21 protein-coding genes are annotated in these 22732 nt (G+C 64.8%); 12 read left to right on the top strand and 9 right to left on the bottom strand.

Annotation, left to right across the window (positions count from 1 at the left end):
• Nucleotides 1-8: 8 nt before the first annotated feature.
• The 4 genes from GOQ09_RS23655 to GOQ09_RS23670 form a co-directional block, all read right to left on the bottom strand.
• Nucleotides 9-704, bottom strand: coding sequence for a DUF2242 domain-containing protein (locus GOQ09_RS23655; protein ID WP_157616828.1), 696 nt, complete (start codon nt 702-704; stop codon nt 9-11).
• A gap of 98 nt (nt 705-802) precedes the next feature.
• Nucleotides 803-1456: a nucleoside/nucleotide kinase family protein gene (locus GOQ09_RS23660; RefSeq protein ID WP_157616133.1), complete on the bottom strand. Its 654-nt coding sequence runs from the start codon at nt 1454-1456 to the stop codon at nt 803-805.
• Nucleotides 1457-1486: 30 nt separating this feature from the next.
• Nucleotides 1487-2758: a Glu/Leu/Phe/Val family dehydrogenase gene (locus GOQ09_RS23665; RefSeq protein ID WP_157616134.1), complete on the bottom strand. Its 1272-nt coding sequence runs from the start codon at nt 2756-2758 to the stop codon at nt 1487-1489.
• Nucleotides 2759-2885: 127 nt separating this feature from the next.
• A complete protein-coding gene (locus tag GOQ09_RS23670) occupies nt 2886-5864 on the bottom strand; it encodes an L-glutamate gamma-semialdehyde dehydrogenase (protein WP_157616135.1) in 2979 nt (992 codons plus the stop codon).
• Nucleotides 5865-5952: 88 nt separating this feature from the next.
• On the opposite strand from GOQ09_RS23670, the gene GOQ09_RS23675 reads away from it, so the two are divergent.
• The 7 genes from GOQ09_RS23675 (at nt 5953) to GOQ09_RS23705 (ending at nt 12988) form a co-directional block, all read left to right on the top strand.
• On the top strand, nt 5953-6426 hold the full coding sequence (locus GOQ09_RS23675) for an Lrp/AsnC ligand binding domain-containing protein (RefSeq protein WP_157616136.1): 474 nt from the start codon (nt 5953-5955) through the stop codon (nt 6424-6426).
• Nucleotides 6427-6692: 266 nt separating this feature from the next.
• The gene (locus GOQ09_RS23680) at nt 6693-8483 is read left to right on the top strand and encodes a type IV secretory system conjugative DNA transfer family protein (RefSeq protein WP_157616137.1); all 1791 of its coding nucleotides are present in this window, start codon (nt 6693-6695) and stop codon (nt 8481-8483) included.
• A gap of 92 nt (nt 8484-8575) precedes the next feature.
• Complete coding sequence (locus tag GOQ09_RS23685) at nt 8576-8902, top strand: hypothetical protein (protein ID WP_157616138.1); 327 nt, start codon at nt 8576-8578, stop codon at nt 8900-8902.
• 68 nt (nt 8903-8970) lie between these two features.
• Nucleotides 8971-9321, top strand: a complete 351-nt coding sequence (locus tag GOQ09_RS23690) for a hypothetical protein (protein WP_157616139.1) — start codon at nt 8971-8973, stop codon at nt 9319-9321.
• A 128-nt stretch (nt 9322-9449) separates the two neighbouring features.
• Nucleotides 9450-9800 carry a hypothetical protein gene (locus GOQ09_RS23695; protein ID WP_157616140.1) on the top strand — a complete coding sequence of 117 codons (351 nt, stop codon included), beginning with the start codon at nt 9450-9452 and terminating at the stop codon, nt 9798-9800.
• A 153-nt stretch (nt 9801-9953) separates the two neighbouring features.
• Nucleotides 9954-10304, top strand: coding sequence for a hypothetical protein (locus GOQ09_RS23700; protein WP_207309894.1), 351 nt, complete (start codon nt 9954-9956; stop codon nt 10302-10304).
• On the top strand, nt 10301-12988 hold the full coding sequence (locus tag GOQ09_RS23705) for a hypothetical protein (protein WP_157616142.1): 2688 nt from the start codon (nt 10301-10303) through the stop codon (nt 12986-12988). Before GOQ09_RS23700 ends, GOQ09_RS23705 begins: the two co-directional genes overlap by 4 nt.
• 203 nt (nt 12989-13191) lie before the next feature.
• Here the strand turns inward: GOQ09_RS23705 and GOQ09_RS23710 are convergent, their stop codons facing one another.
• The gene (locus GOQ09_RS23710; RefSeq protein WP_157616143.1) at nt 13192-13893 is read right to left on the bottom strand and encodes a YggS family pyridoxal phosphate-dependent enzyme; all 702 of its coding nucleotides are present in this window, start codon (nt 13891-13893) and stop codon (nt 13192-13194) included.
• Between the two features lie 51 nt (nt 13894-13944).
• Here GOQ09_RS23710 and GOQ09_RS23715 point away from each other — a divergent pair, with 51 nt between their 5' ends.
• The 3 genes from GOQ09_RS23715 to GOQ09_RS23725 are packed head-to-tail and all read left to right on the top strand — an operon-like array spanning nt 13945 to nt 17112.
• The gene (locus GOQ09_RS23715) at nt 13945-14988 is read left to right on the top strand and encodes a type IV pilus twitching motility protein PilT (RefSeq protein WP_021012685.1); all 1044 of its coding nucleotides are present in this window, start codon (nt 13945-13947) and stop codon (nt 14986-14988) included.
• Nucleotides 14989-15015: 27 nt separating this feature from the next.
• A complete protein-coding gene (locus GOQ09_RS23720) occupies nt 15016-16152 on the top strand; it encodes a PilT/PilU family type 4a pilus ATPase (RefSeq protein ID WP_157616144.1) in 1137 nt (378 codons plus the stop codon).
• A gap of 51 nt (nt 16153-16203) precedes the next feature.
• Nucleotides 16204-17112 carry an NAD(P)-dependent oxidoreductase gene (locus GOQ09_RS23725; RefSeq protein WP_157616145.1) on the top strand — a complete coding sequence of 303 codons (909 nt, stop codon included), beginning with the start codon at nt 16204-16206 and terminating at the stop codon, nt 17110-17112.
• 52 nt (nt 17113-17164) lie between these two features.
• Here the strand turns inward: GOQ09_RS23725 and GOQ09_RS23730 are convergent, their stop codons facing one another.
• The 3 genes from GOQ09_RS23730 to GOQ09_RS23740 all read right to left on the bottom strand — a co-directional run bounded on the left by GOQ09_RS23730 (nt 17165) and on the right by GOQ09_RS23740 (nt 19027).
• Nucleotides 17165-17929, bottom strand: coding sequence for a BON domain-containing protein (locus GOQ09_RS23730; protein WP_157616146.1), 765 nt, complete (start codon nt 17927-17929; stop codon nt 17165-17167).
• The gene (locus tag GOQ09_RS23735; protein ID WP_157616147.1) at nt 17926-18570 is read right to left on the bottom strand and encodes an SIS domain-containing protein; all 645 of its coding nucleotides are present in this window, start codon (nt 18568-18570) and stop codon (nt 17926-17928) included. Before GOQ09_RS23735 ends, GOQ09_RS23730 begins: the two co-directional genes overlap by 4 nt.
• A 91-nt stretch (nt 18571-18661) precedes the next feature.
• The gene (locus tag GOQ09_RS23740; RefSeq protein WP_157616148.1) at nt 18662-19027 is read right to left on the bottom strand and encodes a YraN family protein; all 366 of its coding nucleotides are present in this window, start codon (nt 19025-19027) and stop codon (nt 18662-18664) included.
• Nucleotides 19028-19072: 45 nt separating this feature from the next.
• On the opposite strand from GOQ09_RS23740, the gene rsmI reads away from it, so the two are divergent.
• The gene (rsmI, locus tag GOQ09_RS23745; protein ID WP_157616149.1) at nt 19073-20032 is read left to right on the top strand and encodes a 16S rRNA (cytidine(1402)-2'-O)-methyltransferase; all 960 of its coding nucleotides are present in this window, start codon (nt 19073-19075) and stop codon (nt 20030-20032) included.
• Nucleotides 20033-20034: 2 nt separating this feature from the next.
• Here rsmI and GOQ09_RS23750 read toward each other — a convergent pair whose 3' ends face one another.
• Entirely contained in the window at nt 20035-20763 is a 729-nt protein-coding gene (locus GOQ09_RS23750) for a glutathione S-transferase (protein WP_157616150.1), read from the bottom strand.
• A gap of 305 nt (nt 20764-21068) precedes the next feature.
• On the opposite strand from GOQ09_RS23750, the gene GOQ09_RS23755 reads away from it, so the two are divergent.
• Nucleotides 21069-22718: a ShlB/FhaC/HecB family hemolysin secretion/activation protein gene (locus GOQ09_RS23755; protein ID WP_242630928.1), complete on the top strand. Its 1650-nt coding sequence runs from the start codon at nt 21069-21071 to the stop codon at nt 22716-22718.
• The last annotated feature ends 14 nt before the right edge of the window (nt 22719-22732 follow it).

Here is a 22732-nt window from a genome sequence, read left to right on the forward strand (position 1 = left end):
GCGCGCGGTCAGCCCGGGGTGGGCACCGGCTTCACCGGAAAGGTGGTGGCGGGCGCTCCGGGGTTCAGCGGCGCGGCCGGCCGCGGCGACTCAGGCGCCACGCTGGGCGCCTCGGGCTCTTCGCCGCCCTGGCCTTCGAGAAAGCGGTCGAGCAGCGCAAAGAAGCGGTCGTAGAACAGCTCGTCCGTGAGGGTTTCGCTGGCCACCTTGACCATGGCGTCGTCGCTGCCGGCAAAGGGCAGCGAGAGCGAGCCGATGGCGCCCACGCCCAGGCTGGCCGAGTTGTTGACCTTCTTGATGCCGTAGCGGTCTTGCAGCGCCGTTGCAAAGGCCACGGTGCTCCGCTTGCCGGACTTGCCGCCTTCGCGGGCGCACACCACGCGAAACTCCACTTCCACATGCACCTCGGCCGCGGGCTGGAAGCTCTTGCGGCCCGTCACCAGGTCGGTGTTGGCGGCATTGATCATGTAGCCCTGGCTCAGCAGCGCACGGCGCGCGGCTTCGCAGGTCTGGCCTTCGGTGGCGGCGTAGGTGCGCGTGTGGGTGGTGGTGGAGTCGAACTCCTCGGTTTCGTAGGAAACGCGGCGCGAGCTGCTGCTGCCGCAACCGGCGAGCACCAGGGCGGACAAGAGCCCGAGCGCGAGAACCTTGAAACGAAAAGCAGAAAAGGCAGAAGAAGAGAAATTGGGGTGCATGGTCGTCATGAAGCGGCGGCGAATGCTAACCGGCCGGCCTTGCAGCGCCGCCGGCGTAGCTTCGAGCATTGCGCCGCGCCGGTGTTCCCGGCAACGCAAGAGAATTTTCAGGACCAGTGCAGCACGAAGTGCGCGCGCCCGCGCGTTGCGGCAATGAGCCGTGCATTGGGCGCATCGGTGGCGGCCACCCAGTCGCGCGCGGCCTCGGGGCTGCGGCCGAACTGCTGGTGGCGCTTCAGCAGGCGCTCTTCACGCACCGCATCGTCGATGTCCACATACCAGACCTCATCGAGCATGGCCGCGGCGCCCGCCCAAGGCCCGGCATCGTGCAGCAGGTAGTTGCCTTCGGTGATGACCAGTCGGGTCTCAGGCAGTACAGCGATGGCGCCGGCAATCGGCTCCTCGATCTCGCGGCGGAACTCGGGCGCGTAGACGATGGGGTCGCCCGGCCCCTGCTCGCGCAGCCGCTGCAGCAGCGCGACGTAGCCGGCGCTGTCGAAGGTGTCGGGGGCGCCCTTGCGGCCGGCGCGGCCGAGCCGTTGCAGCTCGACATTGGCCAGGTGAAAACCGTCCATCGGCACGACCTGCGCGCGGTCGGTACCGGCGGCGCGGAGCAGTGCCGATGCGAGCGTGGACTTGCCCGCGCCGGGCGCGCCGACGAGGCCGAGCAGCTTGCGCTGGCCGCCGGCCATCAGGGCCTGCAGGCGGGCCAGGCCGTCTGCAGGAATCGAGGGGAGTTGTTGCTCGGGGGTGGTGCTCATCCCCCGAGCGTACAACCTTGCCTCAGCGAATCAGGGATACAAACCGCGCTCTTGACGAGCCATCAGGATGCGTTCGCAAGCCACCGCATAGGTGGCCGTGCGCAGCGTGATCTTGTGCTTGTCGGCCGTGTCCCAGATCTGGTTGAGCGCGTTCATCATGATGCGGTCGAGCCGCACGTTGATCTCGTCCTCGTCCCAGAAGAAGGACGAGAAGTCCTGCACCCATTCGAAGTAGCTCACCGTCACGCCGCCGGCGTTGCAGATCACGTCGGGCACCACCAGCACGCCGCGTTCGGCAAGGATGTCGTCGGCCTGCGGCACCGTGGGGCCGTTGGCGCCTTCGAGCACCAGCTTGGCCGATGTCTTCTGCGCGCGCTCGGCGGTAATCTGGCCTTCGAGCGCGGCCGGAATCAGGATGTCGCACGCCGTGTCCCAGAAGGCTTCGTTGGGCACCACGTCGCCGCCCTTGAAGGCGATCACGCCTTCCTTGTTGGCAACGGGAATGAGCTTTGCCAGGTCGAGGCCGTTGGAGTTGACGATGGTGCCGGTGTGGTCCTGAACCGCGACGATCTTGGCGCCCGCTTCGGCAAAGAGTTCGGCCGCAACCGAGCCCACGTTGCCGAAGCCCTGCACCGCAATGCGCGCGCCGCGCAGGTCCATGCCCAGGCGGCGGGCCGCCTCGCGGCCGGTAACGAACACGCCGCGGCCCGTAGCCTTGACGCGGCCCAGCGAGCCGCCCAGGTGCAGCGGCTTGCCGGTGACCACGCCCGTGGCGGTGCCGCCGACGTTCATCGAATAGGTGTCCATCATCCAGGCCATGATCTGGCCGTTGGTGTTGACGTCCGGCGCGGGAATGTCGGTGTGCGGGCCGATGATGATGCCGATCTCGCTGGTGTAGCGGCGGGTGATTTTTTCGAGCTCTTGCAGCGAAAGCTTCTTCGGGTCCACGCGGATGCCGCCCTTGGCGCCGCCGTACGGCAGGTTGACCGCGGCGGTCTTGATGGTCATCCAGGCCGACAGGGCCATCACTTCTTCGAGCGTGACGTCGGGGTGAAAGCGCACGCCGCCCTTGCCCGGGCCGCGGCTCATGTTGTGCTGCACGCGGTAGCCCTCGAAGTGGGCGATGGTGCCGTCGTCCATCTCGATCGGCACGTCGACGATCAGCGCGCGCTTCGGGCGCTTGAGCGTTTCGACCCAGCGGGCCAGCGGGCCGAGATACGGCACCACGCGGTCGACCTGCGAGAGGTACGTGCCCCAGGGGCTGTTGGCGGTCGGATTGACGAAGGAGAGCTTTTCACTCATGAGGGAACCCTTGGTTTGAACGGATGGCCGCAACGATAGACCTCTCGCGACCGGCGCGCCATGGCTTATGCGCGCCGCGAAGGCGGTTATGCAAGAGAGGTTTGACCAAGGCGCTCGTTCCTCCGCGCTATGCAACAGCGCTCAGCAGCGCGGCATTGCCGCCGGCCGCCGTGGTGTTGACGGTGACCGTCTGCTCGGCGCAGAACCGGTAGAGGTAGTGCGGCCCGCCGGCCTTGGGCCCGGTGCCGCTCAAGCCCTCGCCGCCGAAGGGCTGCACGCCGACTACCGCGCCGATGATGTTGCGGTTCACGTAGATGTTGCCGACGTGCGCGCGCGAGGCGAGCGCCTGGGCGCGCGAATCGATGCGGGTCTGGATGCCCAGCGTGAGGCCGTAGCCCAGCGCGTTGATGCGATCGATCACCTCCGCGGGGTCGCTCAGCGCGCCGTGGCCCCAGCGCGCAATCTGCAGCACCGGGCCGAAGATCTCGCTGGTCACGCTTTCGATGGAAGACACCTCGTAGGCCTGCGGCGCGATCAGGTTGCCTTCTGCATCTGTTGAAGAAGTAGCCGGCGCGAGAAGACGCTTGGCCTCTGAATCCAGCCGCTTCAAATGGCGCCGGATGTTGTCGGCCGCTTCGCTGTCGATCACAGGGCCCACATCGGTCGACAGCAGCGCCGGGTTGCCGGCCACCAGCTCCCCCGCCGCGCCGCGGATCATCTCGATCACCGCGTCGGCAATGCTGTCGTGCAGCACCAGCAGGCGCAACGCCGAGCAGCGCTGGCCGGCGGAACGGAACGCACTCTGCACCACCGCATCGACCACCTGCTCGGGCAGCGCACTCGAATCGACCAGCATCGCGTTGATGCCGCCGGTCTCCGCAATCAGCGGCACGATGGGGCCGTCCTTTGCGGCAAGCGCGCGGTGAATGATGCGCGCCACCTGCGTCGAGCCGGTGAACACCACGCCGGCTACGCCCGGCGCGGCGACCAGCGCGGCGCCCACCGTTTCACCGGAGCCGTGCAGCAGTTGCAGCGCATCGGCCGGCACGCCGGCGGCGTGCAGCAGCTTCACGGCTTCGAACGCGACGGCGGGCGTCTGCTCGGCCGGCTTGGCCAGCACCGTGTTGCCGGTGGCAAGCGCGGCCGCCACCTGGCCCATGAAGATTGCCAGCGGAAAATTCCACGGGCTGATGCACACCCAGGGCCCGCGCGACGTGAGCCGCAGTTCGTTGCTCTCGCCCGTGGGGCCGGGCAGCGCCACGGGCTGCATGATGCGCTCGGCTTCGTCCGCGTAGTAGCGCAAGAAGTCGATGGCCTCTCGCACTTCGGCCACCGCATCGCTCCAGGTCTTGAACGCCTCTTTCACCAGCAGCGCGCAGAAGCGCGGCAGGTCGCGCTGGAGCGCATCGGCGGCCTGGCGCAGCATGGCGGCGCGGGCCTCGACCGGCGTCTTGCGCCATTGACGGAAGCTGGCTGCGCTGGCGGCAACAGCTTTTGCCACGCTGGCGGGGTCGAACTCTTCGACCCGGGGTACGGCGGTGGCATGCAGCGCCGCAAGCAGCGGCGCGCGCATCGACTCGACGGCAAGGTCGACGCCCTCGCTGTTGCGCCGCCCGGGCGGTGGGCCAAAGAGCGCCGGCGGCAGCGGCAAGGCGGGGTTCGTTGGCTCGAGCCAGAGCGGTGACATGAGCAGCTCGCCGATGTCCACGTCTTCGTCGCCCAGCTGGTTCACGAACGATGAATTGGCGCCGTTCTCGAGCAGGCGCCGCACAAGGTAAGCGAGCAGGTCCTTGTGCTGGCCCACGGGCGCATATACGCGCACCGGCGCGGCGGTGCTCTTCATCACTTCGCGGTAGACGCCTTCGCCCATGCCATGCAGGCGCTGCAGCTCGAAAGGCGCCTGGGCCGCCTCGGCCATCTGCAGGATGGCCGCGATGGTGCCCGCGTTGTGCGTGGCAAATTGCGGATAGATCGCATCGGGCGCCGAAAGCAGCGCGCGCGCGCAGGCCAGGTAGCTGATGTCGCTGTGATGCTTGTGCGTGAAGACCGGGTAGTCCGGCAGACCGAGCTCCTGGGCGCGCTTGATCTCGGCGTCCCAGTAGGCGCCCTTCACCAGCCGGCACATCAGGCGCAGGCCGTGTTTGCGCGCCACCGACGTGACATGCTCGATCAGTTCGAGCGAACGGGTCTGGTAGGCCTGCAGCGCAAGGCCAAAGCCGCGCCACTGCGGCTGTTCGGCGGCCACGCGCGCGGCCAGCGCCTCGAACACATCGAGCGAAAGCTCGAGCCTGTCAACCTCTTCGGCGTCGATGGTGAGGTTGAGGTTGGCAGCCGCCGCAAGCTCGCACAGCTGCCATACGCGCGGCACCAGTTCACGCATCACTCGCTCGTGCTGCGCGTATTCGTAGCGCGGGTGCAGCGCACTCAGCTTGATGGAGATTCCGTCGTTGTGCTCGGGCGCGCGGGCCGCATCGGCACCGGCCGCAATGGCGCCGATGGCATGCGTGTAGCTGTCCAGGTAGCGCAGCGCGTCGGCATCGGTGCGCGCGCCCTCGCCCAGCATGTCGTAGCTGAAGCGCAGCGCGTCCTGCTTGCGGTGCGCCGAGCGGGCCTCGTCCATGGCTTCGGCAATGGTCTGGCCCAGCACGAACTGGCGGCCAAGCAGTTGCACCGCGCGCAGCGTGGCGGCCACCACCGTGCGCGCGCCGAGCTTGGCCATGAGGCCGGGCGGATGGTCGCCTTCGGGCAGGAACTTCTTCGACATTGCGATGGCGGCGGAAGACAGGCGCGACAGCGTCGAATCGGCCGTGCCTTCGAAATCGGCGCGTCCCAGCTGGTCGGCCGTGAGCGCGATGGCGGTGGCGGCGTCGGGCACACGGAGCAACGCCTCGGCCAGGCGCATGAGCGCCAGGCCCTCGGCGCTCGAAATCGGGTACTCGCGCAGCAGGCTTTCCATGGCCCAGAACGGCGGCGGATGGCGGCGCACCGCCTCCACCCAAGGCTTGGCGGCAGTCGCCGCCGCAGCCCAGTCGAGTGCGCCCGCCAGTGAGGCGAGCCGGTGAGAGACGACATCCGCCTCAGGGCGGTAAGGGCTAGGCAGGTGCATGGCAGTTCCTTGGTTCTATCTCCTATGGTCTTTGGATATAGGCCGAATCTTTTGCCAAAAAACAAGTTGCGAACCGGATAATTCACCAATGCCCGATCTGGACCTGGACCGCATCGATCTCCGGCTGCTGAAGATTCTTCAGGAAGACGGACGCATCACCAACCTCAAGTTGGCCGAGGCGGTGGCGCTCTCGCCCACGGCGGTGCTGGCGCGGGTGCAGCGGCTCACGCGCGACGGGTTCATCCAGGGCTACGAGGCGCGGCTCGATCCCCACCGGCTCGGGCGTGGCCTCACGGTGTTCGTCGAAATTCTGCTCGACCGCACCACCGCCAACGTGTTCGACCAGTTCAAGGCGGCCGTGCAGGTGCGCGACGAAATCATGGAGTGCCACATGGTTGCGGGCGGCTTCGACTACCTGCTCAAGACCCGCATGGCCGACATGGCGGCGTACCGCGAGTTCGCCGGCACGGTGCTGTGGCAACTGCCTGGCGTGCGCGAAACGCGCACCTACGCCGTGATGGAAGAAGTGAAGAGCAGCGCGCGGCTGCCGCTGGGCATATAGCGCGACAACGCGAGCAAAGGGTAGCGGCGGCCACTCAGTCCGTCGTGTTTTTTATCGCCTGGTGAGCGTGCCCGGCTGCAGCCATGTCCGCCTCAACCTCATTGCTCCGGCCGTTATGGCTGCCCACCAGATCGCGGGCAACTCGAATGCGTGAAGAAGTTGGCAACAGGGCCGCAGTCTTATGTTCGATGGCCCATTGCACAACCTGCTGAGATTGCCCCGGCTTGTATAAGTCTTTCCTTATTAAAAGGGAGGTGACTCAGCATATGAGCACAAGCAAAATACTTATCGCGTTGGTGACACTTTTGGGGGTCTTGGCAGGCGGCTGGGTTCTCTCCAATTACCTTGTTCTGCTCATCCTCGATCTGCCCAATGCGCCGCTCGCCTGGAACACGTGGTGGCAATATGTTCAGGCGGCAGAGCTGCCGCAGTACGCACCTTACGCTGCCAAGATCAAGCTCGGCGGCGCCATAGGCTTCGGTGTACCACTGCTGGGCTGGGCCGCATTGCTTATCCCGCTCTTTCGAGCCAAGGCCGAATCCTTGCACGGCGATGCCAGCTTCGCCGAACTTGCCGATCTCAAGCAAGCCGGCCTGCTCAAGCAGACCCCGCAAAGCATTCTCATCGGCAAGTACAAAGGCCAGTACCTGTGGCTGGGCGGCGCGCAGCACGTCATCACGGTCAGTCCGACCCGCTCAGGCAAGACCACCAGCATCGCCATCCCGGTGCTGTTGTCGTATCTGCACTCGATGGTCGTGCTCGACCTCAAGGGCGAACTGCGCAAAGCCACCAGCGGCTGGCGCGAGTCGCAGGGTCACACCATCTATGTGTGGGCCCCCTATGACGACCAGGGAAAGACCCATCGCTTCAACGCGTTCACCCTGCTGGTGGGCATGGATGCGGGCAAGCGCATCGGCGAAATCCAGACCATCGCCGCCATTCTTTACCCGGACGAGCCCGGCAAAGACCCCTTCTGGACGAGCCAGAGCCGCGCCGCCTTCACCGCCTTCGCCTCCTACATGTTCGAAGCGTGGGACAACTGGAGCCGGACTCTCGGGCGCGCCCAGGACCCCAACACCGACGAGAACTTTCCCAGCCTCGAACGCATCCTGCGCCTGTCCAGCGGCGCCGACGGCCAGGGCACCTTGGCAATGCTCAAGGCGATCTTGAACGACCCGGAGCAGTCGGGCTTCATCAGCACGCAAACGCGCACTGTCTTTGGCAACCTCGCGGGCCTGGCCGAGCAAACCTTCTCCTCGGTGATCGCCACCATGCAGGCGCCACTGCAGCAGTTCCTCAGCCCCGTGCTGGCCGCCGCCACCAACGCGACCGACTTCGACATCACGGCCATCCGCAAACGCCCGACCACGCTGTACGTCGACATCCCGACCAACAAGCTCGATGAAAGCGGCAAGCTGCTGAACATCTTCTTCAGCAGCGTGATCGGCAACAACCTCACCAAGCAACTGGGTGACGAGCCGGACCTGAAATACCAGATGCTCATGCTGATGGACGAATTCACCGCCATGGGGCGGGTGGATGTGTGGGCCAAGCGCATCTCGATCTCGGCGAGCTACGGCGTGCGCGACCTGTGCATCGTGCAAAGCCGCGCGCAGCTGCGCTCGGCCTATGGCGACAACGACGCGCAGAACTTCATCACCAACCATGGCGCCCAGATCGTGTTTGCGCCACGCGAGCAAAGCGATGCGGCCGAATACAGCGAGATGCTGGGCTACAAGACGATCCGCAAGGAGCACCGCAGCACCAGCCGAGGCGGCGGCTCCAGCCAGGTCTCGACCAACTACACCGAAGAGCGCCGAGCCCTGTTTCTGCCGCAGGAAATCAAGGAGCTGCCCGCCGACGAGGAGCTGATCTTCTATGAAGGCTGCAAGCCGATCCGGGCCCACAAGAACTGGTTCTTCAAGGACAAGGTTTTCAAGGAGCGGGCGAGCATTGCTCCGGCGCAGATCAAGGGGGCGGCCGGCGGGCTGGCATTGGGAAGGTTTGGCGGGTTTGACGAAGACACTCGGCAACGCCTGCCGAAAGGTTTTAGCTGACCCGCTCTGTTGCACAAACGCGCATGATTTATGAGAACTTGCATGACTTTTATCAACGAGTTCACTCTTCCTGGTTTCACTTGGAGCCTCATGTGACTGCCTTGCACGACTACGAGGCTTGGCTCGACACGCTTGACGAGAAACTCTTTGCTGCGAATGGCGTTATTCGATCTGAATTCGATCACGCCATTTCGATTCCATTATCAGAATGCGCGGACATGAATGGCCTGAAGTTTTGGGCCGCAGAGCTTCGCAAGGCGCTTCGTCTCCATCGTTCGTCTCACCTTCCCGTGGCGTATCTTCTGAGACGCTTCGTCCGCTTGGCGACAAGCGAAAACAATATTCCAATCACTCCAGAGAGCAACATGGGTGAGCTTCGTCAGGAGTGGAACATCAAGAATGAATTTGCGGACTTCTAATTTCGCACTTTGCGCTATGTGGGCGCAATTTATTTTCACCGAAGAAAATTTTTAATTGAGGTGACGACATGACCCCAACCATAGACCCCGTGAAACTCAAAGCTGCTGCCAAGCATTTAGAGTGGGCCTGCAAGCAGTACCCCGGCATTGTTGTTGTGCAGGATTTGTATGAGGCCCTCCTTCCGTTGATTGAAGATGCCAAAACAGAGAGAGTGCAGACTCCCGCCGAAAAGATTCCATGCGGCTATTTTTTTGGTGATGGCCTATATGAGTCATATAAATCACCAAATGTTGATGAGGCATATGTTACTTTTTCCATAGAAATGAAAGGAGGACTTTCAGAGGAAGAAAAGGAACTTCTTTCCGATACCGAGTTCTTTCAAAAAGAAATTTCAGGAAAGGATAATCATGGGAAATAAAGGATTGACCTCAGCCTCCATTAGGCAGCAACATGCCTCAAGAATGAATTTGCGGACTTCTAATTTCTCATCCATAGCGCCATGCATCCAATTTATCCGATCGAAGAGAATTTAATTGAGGCGACGATATGACTCAAGCCATAGATTCCATAAAACTCAAAGCGGCAGCCGAGCATTTGGAGTGGGCGTGCCAACAATACCCTAATGTGCAAGATGTGCAAGCCCTTTATCGGGGCTTGCTACCTTTGATTGAGGATGCCAAAGCAAGCAGAGTCTTGATGCCTGTCGATAGACAAGAGGCACCGGGTTGGTATTTGATGGCGGAAGGTATTTATCGACCTTACGAAAATCCCGACATAGAAGGCGCCTACTATAAATTTCGCACAGAAATGGGCGGCGGCTTAACCGATCAAGACAAGAAATTCTTAGCGAAGTTTTCAGTCAAAGAGGGAGTCAATAAAAAGAAAGATCCATCATGAGCGGTTTCGATTTAACCCCCAGCAAGCTCAAGCAAAAATGCGATCCAACTTTCCGATGAACTGATGCTTGAAGTTCGAAGTAGTAAATTTGCCTCCCCGCCTTGAGTTGCACTTCGAATATTGCCGCAGAGAATTTTTAATTAAGGTAAAAACATGACTCAAGCCATAGATCCCGTGAAACTCAAAGCCGCCGCCGAGCATCTGGAATGGGTGCTTCAGCAATACCCTGGCGTCAATGACGTAAGTCATTTATATGACGCTTTGCGCCCTTTGATTGAGGATGCAAAAAACGGCAGGGTTTCGCGCCCGATAGACAGACAGGAAATGCCATGCAGATATCTCAAGAGCGAAGGCGTTTATCAGCCCTATGAAAACCCGGACGTTGAAGACGCTTATGTTTGCTTTTCCATAGAAATGGAGGGGGGATTAACGGAAGAAGACAGAGAAATTAATTCAATTATTGAAGGCATAAGAAAAACCACAAAAAGAGATCATAAATCGTGAGTGATTCTGATCTAACGCCGACAAATCTGAAGCGGCAGCATGCGGAAGCCATTGCAAAATATAATACTTTTCAAACTCATGGGGTAAGTGAGTCGGCCGCAAAAAGTTATTTAAAAACAAAAGAAGGAATATTATTTTTAACAAGGCTCAACGAGGCCGCTCCTGACGCGCCTATTGACAAAATTCGTGATCGTGCTGTTGAGCAGCTCACCTCTGGGCGCGAACTCCCCCGAATGGAAGTCATCAACGAGCCCTTGGTCAAGATCGTTCCCGCTGGCAGCAAGCCCTCGCCGTTTTCTCCCTTCTGGGCCAAGGAAGCAGATCTCGATGCAGCAGTCAAGACGGGCAAAAATCTTTCCGATCATTTCGCGCTCCCCATCGGCAGCGAGGCACCTCGCTACGACGTCTATCGAATCGCGCCCAAAGCTCCGACCGAAGTGTTCATCAGCACCGTGGCGCCCACAACGGAATTGGACGGTCAAGTCCGCAAGGCTGGCGGCGCAACGCAATATGTCACCCCCAATCGACAGTTATTCGAGTCACACACCTATGTGAAATCAGTGGATAACCTGCATGTCGTGCAGGCGGCGCGCGAAGCTTCGCCAGCGCTGTTGCGGCAACTTGGTGCCGCCGAAGCGGCCGCTCTCGGCCTCAAAGCCACCGCCATCGGTGTCGGCGTCGTCGACAGCTACATCACCGGTCAAAAAGTCGCCCACCTTCTCAACCAGGGCAACACCACCGGCGCCCAATCCGAAATCCTGCACTTCGCCGGGCGCGCCGGTGGCGGCGCGGCGGGTGCAGTGGCGGGCAGTTCCCTGGGTGGCGCGGTTGCCGGCCCTTGGGGCGCGGTGGGCGGCGGCATCCTGGGCGGCGCCGCCGGCATCCTCGGCGGCGATAAGCTTCTGGACGCGGCAGACCAGCAGCACATCCACACCCAGCGCGGTAGCGACGGCAACAGCTGGTACTACGACGAACGCCCCGGACAGGGCTGGATGCGCATAAGCGCTGACGAAGGCCCCGGGCGGGCCGGCATGCCCGTGCGGGCGGTGCGCGCAAATGCCCTCTTGGCCGACGAACTGAACTACAAGGCCAGCAGCACCGCCGTCGAACTGGCGCTGGCCCACCCGCGCCCACCGCAAGACCCGTTCAGGCAAGCGCCCGAGCGCATCGGCGAAGCGGTGCGCCCCGGGATCGGCGCCAACGAGCCGTGGACCCGCGATCCGCAAAGCCATGCCTGGACGCGTCAGGCCATCGCGCCGGCCACGCCCCTGACGCACGGCATGCCGGTTCAGCGCACCGTCACGGCCAGCCCGGAGCAGAGCCGGCAACTGGACGCAGCGGCGCAGCGCGTTATTGCCGCCAACGTCGCCCATAGCCCGCAAGCCATCGCGCAGCGCTATCTGGAGGCCTATGGTCAGCATGGATGGAAGCAGCACGGCCCGGTGCCGGCAGCCGTCACCAGCGCCACCTCAGGTCATGTGCGCGAGGAGCCCCATGCCACGCCACGGCACACGCCTGCGCAGCCGCAGCCCGCGAGCGGCCACCTGACACCTCAGCAGATCGAACGCATCACCACGCATGAATCGCGCATCGTGCCCACGCCGGGCGGCATGAGCTTTGCCGAGGCGCACCGGCGCCGCGACGAACCCGAGCAGATTTCCCCGGGCTCGTTGCGGCCCGTGGGCAAGCTGGATACATCCCAGATGGACAAGGGCAGCCGGTTGTACCGGATGCACCTGGCGCAGGAGCAGGCTCATATGCGCGACCTGGAGATTGCGCTGACGCAGGACAGGGAGCGGTTCAAGAACGAGCCGAGCCCTCAAAGGACGCTGCAGCCTTCGGTGGAGCGCATGCAGGAGCGCGTGCAGGAACAGGCGCCGGCCCCAAGCAAAGGAGAGCACGCGGTGGCGCCTGAGGCACAGGCGCATGTCGGCCCTGCTCGGCCGCCGGCTGGCGCCGAGGCGATGCACTCGCCGACAACCCAAGTCTCAACCCACGCTTCAATAGCTGCCCCGGTGCACTCGAACCCTCAAGGCGATGCCGCAGCCATTGCGGCGGCGCAAGCCCAGGCGGCTGCGGCGCAGGCCCAGGCAATTGCAGCGCAAGCCGAATTGGCCGCGACGCGACAGCAGATGGCGCGCATGGCCGCAGAGCGACACGACGGCCTGGAGCGGCGTGATGAGCGCGATGAGAGGGACCAGCGCGATCAGCCTGGGACCACGCAGATCTCGCAAGGCCGCGACAGCCGGCAAGATTCGGAGGCTGGCACGCACGGCATGCAGGTCTCCGCCACTGCGGTGGCCGATGCGAGCCGCCCGTTGCTGCGCGAATTCAGCGACCCGCGTCATCCCCAAAATGCGCTGTACAACACCCTCATAGAGGTGCTTCCCGAGGGTACGTCTCCGAGATGGGTGGCACAGGCGACGGCTGCCTGCTACATGTCGAACATCAGGAAGCCCGACGATCTGGGCGACGTCCACGGCATCAACGGAACGGTTCTGTTCAGGTCGACCTCGTTGCCCGGCCGATACGCCGCTCTTGAAGCCACGCAGCCTTTACGCACAGTGCAGCAGACCATGCAGGACGTGCAGCAGTTCGACGAGCAGCGCGCGATCGATCGGGCCCAATCTCAGGCGCAGGCCGCAGCGCAAGCCAACCAGCAGCAGGGGCCGGTGATGGGCTGACTGCCTCTGCTCTGCGGATTCCAGCGCAACCATGGTCGTGCTCGACTTGAACAATCCCATGTGGGATGCGAACAGGGACTTTGCGGCGCTTGGCGAGATCGAGAACCAGCCTCAGTTGGACTGGGATCGCGCACAGCGCATTCCTATAGCCGCTACTCGAGGAACATGATTTCGGCGCGCAGGCGCTAGCGCCAGCCGGGTCGTCAGGCAGGTTTTTGCGGCCGCCCACCGAAGACGGCCGTACCTATGCGAACCATCGTGCTACCCGCGCTGATGGCGGCTTCCAGGTCGGCGCTCATGCCCAGCGAAAGCGTGTCGAGCTCGATGCCCGCGGCGCGAATGGCGTCGTAAACGGCGCGGGCGCGCAGGCACAGTTCGCGCTGCGCGGCGAAATCCGGCGCCGGTTCGGGAATGGCCATGAGCCCGCGCAGCTGCAAATGTGGCAAAGCCGCCACAGCGCGCGCAAGCGGCAAAGCTTCTTCCGGGGCCACGCCGGACTTGTTGGCGCCGCCATCCACGTTGACCTGCAGGCACACCTTAAGCGGCGGCAAATGCGCCGGCCGCTGCGCCGAAAGACGCTCGGCAATCTTGAGCCGGTCGATGCTGTGCACCCAGTCGAAATGCTCGGCCACGGGGCGCGTCTTGTTGCTTTGCAGAGGGCCGATGCAGTGCCACTCAAGCTTCGCGCGCAGATCCGAAAGCGCCTCGATCTTGTCCAGGCCCTCTTGCACGTAGTTCTCGCCGAAGGCCAGCTGGCCCGCCGCATGGGCCTCGCGCACGGCCTCCGGACCGAAGGTCTTGGACACCGCCAGCAGCCGGACTTCGGCCGGGTTGCGCCCCTCGGCGGCGCAGGCCTTTGCGATCCGGTTCTTTACTTGCTGGAGGTCGTCGCCAATCATCGTCATAATCGTCCAAAATCGTATCAAAACGTCACCGAAGTCGAGCCGAGGAGCCCCGTGGACATTACCCAACTGCTGGCATTCAGCGTCAAGAACAAAGCCTCCGACCTGCATTTGTCGGCCGGCCTGCCGCCGATGATTCGCGTCCATGGCGACGTGCGGCGCATCAACGTCGATGCGCTCGACCACAAGTCGGTGCACGCCATGGTGTACGACATCATGAGCGACACGCACCGCAAGCACTACGAAGAGTTCCTGGAGGTCGACTTCTCGTTCGAGATCGACGGCCTGGCGCGCTTCCGCGTGAATGCCTTCAACCAGGCACGCGGCGCGGCCGCCGTGTTCCGGACCATTCCTTCGAAGATCCTGACGCTGGAGCAGCTCAACGCGCCCAAGATTTTCGCGGAACTGGCGCTCAAGCCGCGCGGCCTGGTGCTGGTGACCGGGCCCACGGGCTCGGGCAAGTCGACCACGTTGGCCGCCATGGTCAACTACCTGAACGAAAACGAGTACGGCCACATCCTCACGGTGGAAGACCCGATCGAATTCGTGCACGAATCGAAGAAGTGCCTGATCAACCAGCGCGAAGTGGGCCCGATGACGCTGTCGTTCTCGAACGCCCTGCGCTCCGCCCTGCGCGAAGACCCGGACGCGATTCTGGTGGGCGAGCTGCGCGACCTCGAAACCATTCGCCTGGCGATGACCGCGGCCGAAACGGGCCACCTGGTGTTCGGCACGCTGCACACTTCGTCGGCCGCCAAGACCATCGACCGGATCATCGACGTGTTCCCGGGCGAGGAAAAGGAAATGATCCGCGCCATGCTGTCGGAGTCGCTGCAGGCCGTGATTTCGCAGACGCTGTGCAAGACCAAGGACGGCCAAGGCCGCGTGGCGGCACACGAGATCATGCTGGGCACGCCGGCCATCCGCAACCTGATTCGCGAGGCCAAGGTGGCGCAGATGTATTCGGCCATCCAGACCGGCCAGGGCTCGGGCATGCAGACGCTGGACCAGAACCTGACCGACCTCGTGCGCCGCAATGCCATTTCGGCCGCCGAGGCGCGCGGCAAGGCCAAGATCCCAGAAAATTTCCCTGGCTGATCCACAGCCCTTCGGAGCATCGACATCATGGAACGCGATCAAGCCAGCCAGTTCATCAACGACCTGCTCAAGCTCATGGTGAGCCGCAACGGCAGCGACTTGTTCATTACGGCGGACTTTCCGCCCGCCATCAAGGTCGATGGCAAGGTGACCAAGGTGTCGCAGCAGGCGCTGGGGGCGCAGCACACGCTGGCGCTCACGCGCTCGGTCATGAACGACCGGCAGACGGCGGAGTTCGAGCGCACCAAGGAGTGCAACTTTGCGATCTCGCCGACCGGCATCGGCCGCTTTCGCGTGAATGCCTTCGTGCAGCAAGGCAAGGTCGGCATGGTGCTGCGGACCATTCCGGCCAAGCTGCCGACCATCGACGGCCTGGGCATGCCGCAGGTGCTGAAGGACGTGTCGATGACCAAGCGCGGCCTCACCATCATGGTGGGCGCCACGGGCTCGGGCAAGTCGACCACGCTGGCGGCAATGATCGACTGGCGCAACGAAAACTCCTACGGCCACATCGTCACGGTGGAAGACCCGGTGGAATTTGTGCACCCGCACAAGAACTGCGTGGTGACACAGCGCGAAGTGGGCATCGACACCGACAGCTGGGAAGCGGCGCTCAAGAACACGCTGCGCCAAGCGCCAGACGTCATCTTGATGGGCGAAATTCGCGACCGCGAAACCATGGAACACGCGGTGGCTTTTGCCGAAACCGGCCACCTTTGCATGGCCACGCTGCACGCCAACAGCGCCAACCAGGCGCTGGACCGGATCATCAACTTCTTTCCCGAAGAACGCCGCGCACAGCTGCTGATGGACTTGTCGCTGAACCTGCGTTCGCTGATTTCGCAGCGCCTGATTCCCACCGAAGACGGCCAGGGCCGCGTTGCCGCAGTGGAAGTGCTGCTGAACACGCCGCTCATCTCCGACCTGATCTTCAAGGGCGAAGTGGGTGAGATCAAAGAGATCATGAAGAAGAGCCGGAACCTCGGCATGCAGACCTTCGACCAGGCGCTGTTCGACCTGTTCGAGAGCCACTCGATCACCTTCGAAGACGCGATCCGCAACGCCGACTCGGCCAACGACCTGCGGCTGCAGATCAAGCTCAACAGCCAGCGCGCGCGCAGCACCGACCTTTCGGCCGGTACGGAGCATTTCGCGATCGTTTAGACGCCCCCCGCTGCGAGACGAAGGCCGCTCATTGGCTTTAAGCTCTTGCCCATGAGCAGCATCAACACCCGAACCTACGAATCCACCCCCGCGCAGACGGTGGCCTTTCTGGGCCTTGGCGTCATGGGCGGGCCGATGGCCGGCCACCTGGCCAAGGCCGGACACAACGTCACGGTCTACAACCGCACGCCGGCCAAGGCCGAGGCCTGGGTTGCCGAATTCGGCCCGCCGGGCCGCTACGCCGCCACGCCGCGCGACGCCGCCGCCGGCGCCGACATCGTGTTCAGCTGCGTGGGCAACGACGACGACCTGCGCTCCGTGGTGCTGGGCCCCAACGGCGCCTTCGCGAGCATGAAGAAAGGCGCCGTGTTCGTCGACCACACCACCGCTTCGGCCGACGTGGCGCGCGAACTGTCGAGCGCGGCACAGGCGCTGGGCCTGCATTTCATCGACGCACCGGTTTCCGGCGGCCAGGCCGGCGCGCAGAACGGCGCGCTCACCGTGATGTGCGGCGGCGACAAGGCAAGCTTCGAGCGCGTCAAGCCGGTAATCAACGCCTTTGCGCGCGCCGTTACCCTGCTGGGCGCCAGCGGTGCCGGCCAGCTTGCAAAAATGGTCAACCAGATCGCCATTGCCGGCCTGGTGCAGGGCCTCTCCGAAGCCATAGCCTTCGGCCAGCGCGCCGGGCTCGACATGAAGGCGGTGCTCGAAGTGATCGGCAAGGGCGCCGCGCAAAGCTGGCAGATGGACAACCGCGGCAAGACCATGATCGAAGGCAAGTTCGACTACGGCTTTGCTGTCGACTGGATGCGCAAGGACCTGGGCCTGGTGCTGGACGAAGCCAAGCGCAACGGCTCTCGCGTGCCGGTGACCGCACTGGTCGACCAGTTCTATGCCGACGTGCAGCAGGCCGGCGGCAGCCGGTGGGACACGTCGAGCCTGATCATCCGGCTCAAATGAAAAAAGCCCGCGCAAAGCGGGCTTTTTTGTCTTCAGCGTGCCTGGCGAAAGATCAGCGCACGGGCGAGGTGGTCACGCCGCCCGGCTGGCCGGCCGGCGGCAGCGGCTCCATCGGCGGCAGCGGCACGCGCGACGATGAAGAAGGTGCCGGAGCCACCGAGGTCGGTGCCGGCGCGGGAGCAGCGCCCGTGCCGCCGCGCTGGGCCTGGTTGGCCAACTCGGCCTCGCTCACGATCTCGACCACGCGCACCACCTTTTGCACGCCCGCGATGCCGCGCGCGATTTCGGTCGCGCGGTCGGTCTCGCGGCGCGTGGCAATGCCCATCAGGTAGACCACGCCGCGCTCGGTCACCACCTTGAACGAATTGGCGAAGATGTCCTTTGCATCGAGCAGCGAGGCCTTGACCTTGCCGCTGATGAACACGTCGTTCGAGCGGTCCTGGAAGGTGCTGGGCTGGCCGATGGTGAGCTCGTTGACCACCGAGCGCACGTTGTCCACGCGCTGCACTACCTCTTCGACGCGGCGGCGGTCGGCCTCGTTGCCCACGGCGCCCGTCAGCAGCACCTGGCGGTTGTAGCTGGTCACGCTCACGTACATGTTGTCGTTGGCAATTTCGCGCACGCGGGCGGCCGCGCGCAGCTCGATGCCCTGGTCGTCGAGCTGCGCGCCGGAGCTGCGGCGGTCGGTCGCCACCATGCCCACACCCATTGCGGCCGCGCCGCCCACCACGAGCGGCACGCAGCCGGAAAGCCCGGCAACCAGCACGGCTCCCGAGGCGAATGCAATGGCGAGGCGTTGGAATGGTGTCGTCGTCATGTGGAAGCTTCCTGTTCTCCGAGTAGCTGGGCATCCACGCCGTCGCACAGACAATGCAGTGCGAGCAGGTGGACTTCGTGGATGCGTGCCGCACGTTCGTGCGACACACCGATCTGAACGTCAGTTTCGCGCAGCGCGCGCCCAATGGCGCCGCCGGTGCCGGTGCTGCCCGCGGCGGGCGGCGCCGGCTGGCCGATGCTGGCATTGCCGAGCAGGGCCACAACCGTCATGTCGCGCTCATGCGCGGCCAGCACGGCGGCAAGCACCGCCGCCGATTGCCCGCTGGCGCTTAGGGCAAGCAGCACGTCGCCGGCCTGGCCGAGCGCCCGCACCTGGCGGGCAAAGCGGTCGGCGTCGATGGCGTTGGCGCTGTCGGCCGCGGGGTCGGTGCTGTCGCCGGGCAGCGCAATGGCGCCCAGCTCGGGCCGCTCGCGCTCGAAGCGGCCGACAAACTGCGCCGCGAACTGGGCCGCAAGCAGGCCCGACACGCCCGCACCGCAGGCCAGCACCTTGCCGCCGCTGGTCACGCACGCCAGGATGGCCTGCATGGCTTGCGATATGGGTTTGCTGAGGACTGGGCCGGCCTGGTATTTAAGGTCGGCGCTATCGATGAAATGTTGCTGAATCCGTTGCTCGAGCATGGGGCGGGATGATACCGGGGGGCAATGAAACAAGACGTTTGCGGTGTGGAGCCTGTGGCGCGCGCCGAGTTCCCGCGCCGCCGCCAAGACGCTAGCCGGCGTCGAACGCCCCCTTCAGCCAGGTGATGCGCTCTTCGACCAGCACCACGTCGAAGCGGCACGGCGGCAGCGTGCGCAGCCCGTTCAGGTAGTGCCGCGCCGCAAAAACGATGCGCCGCTGCTTTATGCCCGTGATGCTGCCGCCGGCACCGCCATGCGAGGCCGTGCTGCGCTGGCGAACCTCGACGAACACCAGCGTTCCATCGCGCGGATCGCGCATGATCAGGTCGATCTCGCCGCCGCCGCGCCCGGGCGTTCGATAATTGCGGGCAACCAGCGCGAGGCCGGCGTTCTGAAGATGGTCGAGCGCGGCGTCTTCCGCCGCATCGCCCCGATGCTTCGTCGTGATGGTTTTCATGCTTGGCTCCCTGCCGGCTTCTTTTTGTTTCTTCGGAGAAACCCATTGGCTTCACTCGCACCCGCCACCTTCGGCGCCGCCCTGGCGGCCGCGCGCGATGCCTCGGGTGCGCAGCATTATCCGCAGGGCACGCTTTACGTGGTGGCCACGCCCATCGGCAACCTGGCCGACATCACGCTGCGCGCGCTGCATGTGCTGCAGCTTGTCGACGCCGTTGCCTGCGAGGACACGCGCCACACCCAAAGCCTGCTGCGCGCCTACGGCATCGACCGGCCCAATGCCCAGCTGCTGGCCGTGCACCAGCACAACGAGGCCGAGGCGGCCCAGGCCGTGGCCGCGCGGCTTGCCCAGGGTGAGCGCATTGCCTACGTGAGCGACGCCGGCACGCCCGGCGTGAGCGACCCCGGCGCGCGGCTGGTGGCGGCCGTGCGCGCGGCCGGCCAGCGCGTGCTGCCGCTGCCGGGTGCCAGCAGCGTGACCACGCTCATCGGTGCGGCCGGCCTGGTGGCCGACGGCGGCGATGGCAACGCGAGCAGCGCCTTCGTGTTCGCGGGCTTCCTGCCGAGCAAGGCGGGCGAGCGCGACACCGCCGTGCAGGCGCTTGCGCAAGAGCCCCGCGCCGTGGTGCTGCTGGAGGCCCCGCACCGCATCGAAACCCTGGCCCGCGCGCTCGCGGTGCTGGGCGAGCGCCACGTTACCGTGGGCCGCGAGCTCACCAAGCAATTCGAAGAAATAGCGACCGTGCCCGCCAGCGCCCTGCCCGACTGGTTTGCGGCCGGCCGCGACCGCACGCGCGGCGAGTTCGCGCTGGTGCTGCACCCAATGGCAGTGGCCGGCGACGACGGCGCCGAGGGAGAACGCGTGCTGCGGCTACTGCTGGCCGAGCTGCCGGTAAAAACCGCCGTGCGCCTGGCGGCCGAGATCAGCGGCGCGCCGCGCAATGCGCTGTATGAAACGGCACTGCGCATTCGCAACGACGGCGGCTCGGCGGACGAGGCCGAATAACTTCAGCCATCCAGCTCCGCATAGCGCCTGAAGATCCCGTCTTCATTGAACGCGATGCGGCGCGGGCTTTGCAGGTAGTCGTGCACGCGCTGGCGGCGCTTGACGTTGTCGTGCAGCTTTTCGACCCGGTGCGTGTCGGCCAGTGCCCTTGCGGCGGCCTTCGGGAACGCATAGCGCAGGCCGTCCACCAGCTGGAACAGCGACAGGTCGGCGTAGGTGAGCACGTCGCCCACCAAATGCGAAGACCCCGCGGGGTTGCGCTGCAGCACCCGTTCGAACCAGTTCAAGAACTTTGGAATGCGCTCTTCACGGAAAGCGCGCGCCCGCTGCACAGCCGCGTCGCGCTGGTCTTCGTAGTAGGCGCCGGTGGAGATGGGGTGGTGCGTGTCGTGCGCCTCGGCCACCACGTCGGCAATGGTGAGCTGCAGCTGGTGCGTCCACAGCCCGTCCGATTCGCCGACGCCCGCGAGCCCCAGCCTCGGCCCGAGGTACAGCAGGATGGCCGCGGTCTGCCCGACGACGATGTCGCCGTCGATAAGGAACGGCGGTGCGAAGGCCGGACGAACGATCTCGGGGTCGTCGAGCCGCTCGCCCAGCGCGGACCCGCCGCCGCCCTTCGACTCCGGCAACCGCGCCACGTCCACATAGTCTGCACCGGCCGCCTCGAGCGCGAGCCGCACGAATTCGCCTCGGCCCTGGATGGTCGGCCAGTAGTGAAGTTGGTAGGTCATGCGGCCATGGTGTCAGGGTCCTTGCGGCCCTGCAACCGCCCCGCTCTGCAGGCCGCTCACCGATCGCCTAGGCCACCAACCACCGGTTTCCGTGATTCCCAGAATTGCAGCTACATGTAACAGTCCGCGTCCTAGCAACGCCTCCCGGGTTCCATGCAGGGCCAGCCCTGCACCCGGTGCCAGCTTCGAATCGGACCCGTACCATGCCCCTTGCCCAGCGTCGGCGCCGCTCCTTGTCGCGGACACAAAAAATACATTTTCTAACATCAGTCTTGCTGGCGGTGGTTCTGCCGGCGCAGGCGCAGATGACCCCGGGCGCCCTGGACCGCCAGAACCAGCTCATAGAGCGCCAGCAGCGGGAGCTGCTGCGCCAAGAGCAGGAGCGCGCTCTGCCGCAGCGCCCGCCGCCGGGCGGCACCGATTTGAGGATGATCGAGCCGAAGGTGTCGGTGCCGGACGTCGGCGCGCCCTGCCGCGACATCCGCGAGATCCGCATCGGCGGAGCGAGCCGTCTGCCAGAGGATGTTCGCGCCGCGATCACGCGGGACCACGCCGGCCGATGCCTCGGCACGGCGCAACTCGAGGCCGTCCTGGCGGCGCTCACCAAGAGCTACATCGACCGCGGCTTCATCACGACGCGCGCCTACCTGCCCGCGCAGGACCTGCGCGGCGGCGTGCTCGAGATCGCGGTGGTGGAAGGCAGCATCGAGCGCTTCGAACTGCAGCAGACGGGCCGCGGCGGCAGCGCGGTGTCGATACCCGGCGCCTTTCCGGCACGTCCCGGCGACCTGCTGAACCTGCGCGATCTGGAGCAGGGCATCGACCAGATCAACAGCCTGTCCTCGAACGAGGCCACGCTGGATGTCCAGCCCGGCAGCCAGCCCGGCCGGAGCGTGGTGGTGGTGCGCAACAAGGCGCGGCTGCCGGTGCACCTGTTCACGACCTTCGACAACACGGGCTCGCCCGCCACGGGCGAGAACAGCGCCTCGGCCACCCTGAGCCTCGACGGCCTGCTGGGCCTGAACGAATTGATCGCGATCACGCGGCGCCAGTCGGTGCCGCACGACGGCGAGCACAACGCCAGCACGACGGCGCTACGCGCCGCGATGCCCTTCGGCTACACCAGCTTCAGCTTCGACGCGAGCGAAAGCGACTACACCAACACGCTTGTGCTCCCGAGCGGCAGGAAGCTTGCTTCCGAGGGGCGCACCGCCACGCAGAGCCTCGGCGTCGACCATGTGGCCTACCGTGACCAAGCGAGCCGCATATCGATCTCGGCCCGGCTCACGGCGCAGGACAGCCGTAACTTCCTGGGCGGCGAGTTCCTCTCGGTGAGCAGCCGCAGGCTGAGCACGCTCGACCTCGGCGCCACGGCCTTCACCCAACTGGGCGGCGGTGTGCTGAACGCCCGCCTCGGCTTCGTGCGGGGCCTGTCGATCATGGGTGCGCTCGAAGACCAGCCGGGTCTCTCCGACAAGCTGCCGCATGCGCAGTTCGGCAAGTTCACGCTCGACCTGGGCTACAGCCGCCGCTTCGACCTCGGCAGCCAGCCGCTCCTGTGGACGAGCCAGTTCAGCGGACAGCACAGCCGCGACACGCTCTACGGCTCGCAGCAGATCCTGGTGGGCGGGATCGCTTCGGTGCGCGGCTCGCTGCTCAACACGCTGAGCGGCGACAGCGGCTACTACTGGCGCAATGAGATCGCCCTGCCCTGGCAGACCGTGGCAGGCAGCGAAGCGCTGTCAGGCCGCGTCTACCTCGGCTATGACTTCGGCCGCGTGAGCAACCGTGCGGACGGCGTGCCCTCGGGCTCGATGTCGGGCGCCACGCTCGGCGCCTCGCTGCTATGGCGCCGGCTCAGTGTGGACGTCTTCGCCTCGCGTGCCCTTCACCTGCCCGCCTCCATGACGCGCGAATCAACGCGCGTCGGGGTGCGCCTGTCCTATTCGCTCTGAACCTGCGCTGGAAG

Source organism: Variovorax paradoxus, assembly GCF_009755665.1.
GTDB lineage: Bacteria > Pseudomonadota > Gammaproteobacteria > Burkholderiales > Burkholderiaceae_C > Variovorax > Variovorax paradoxus_G.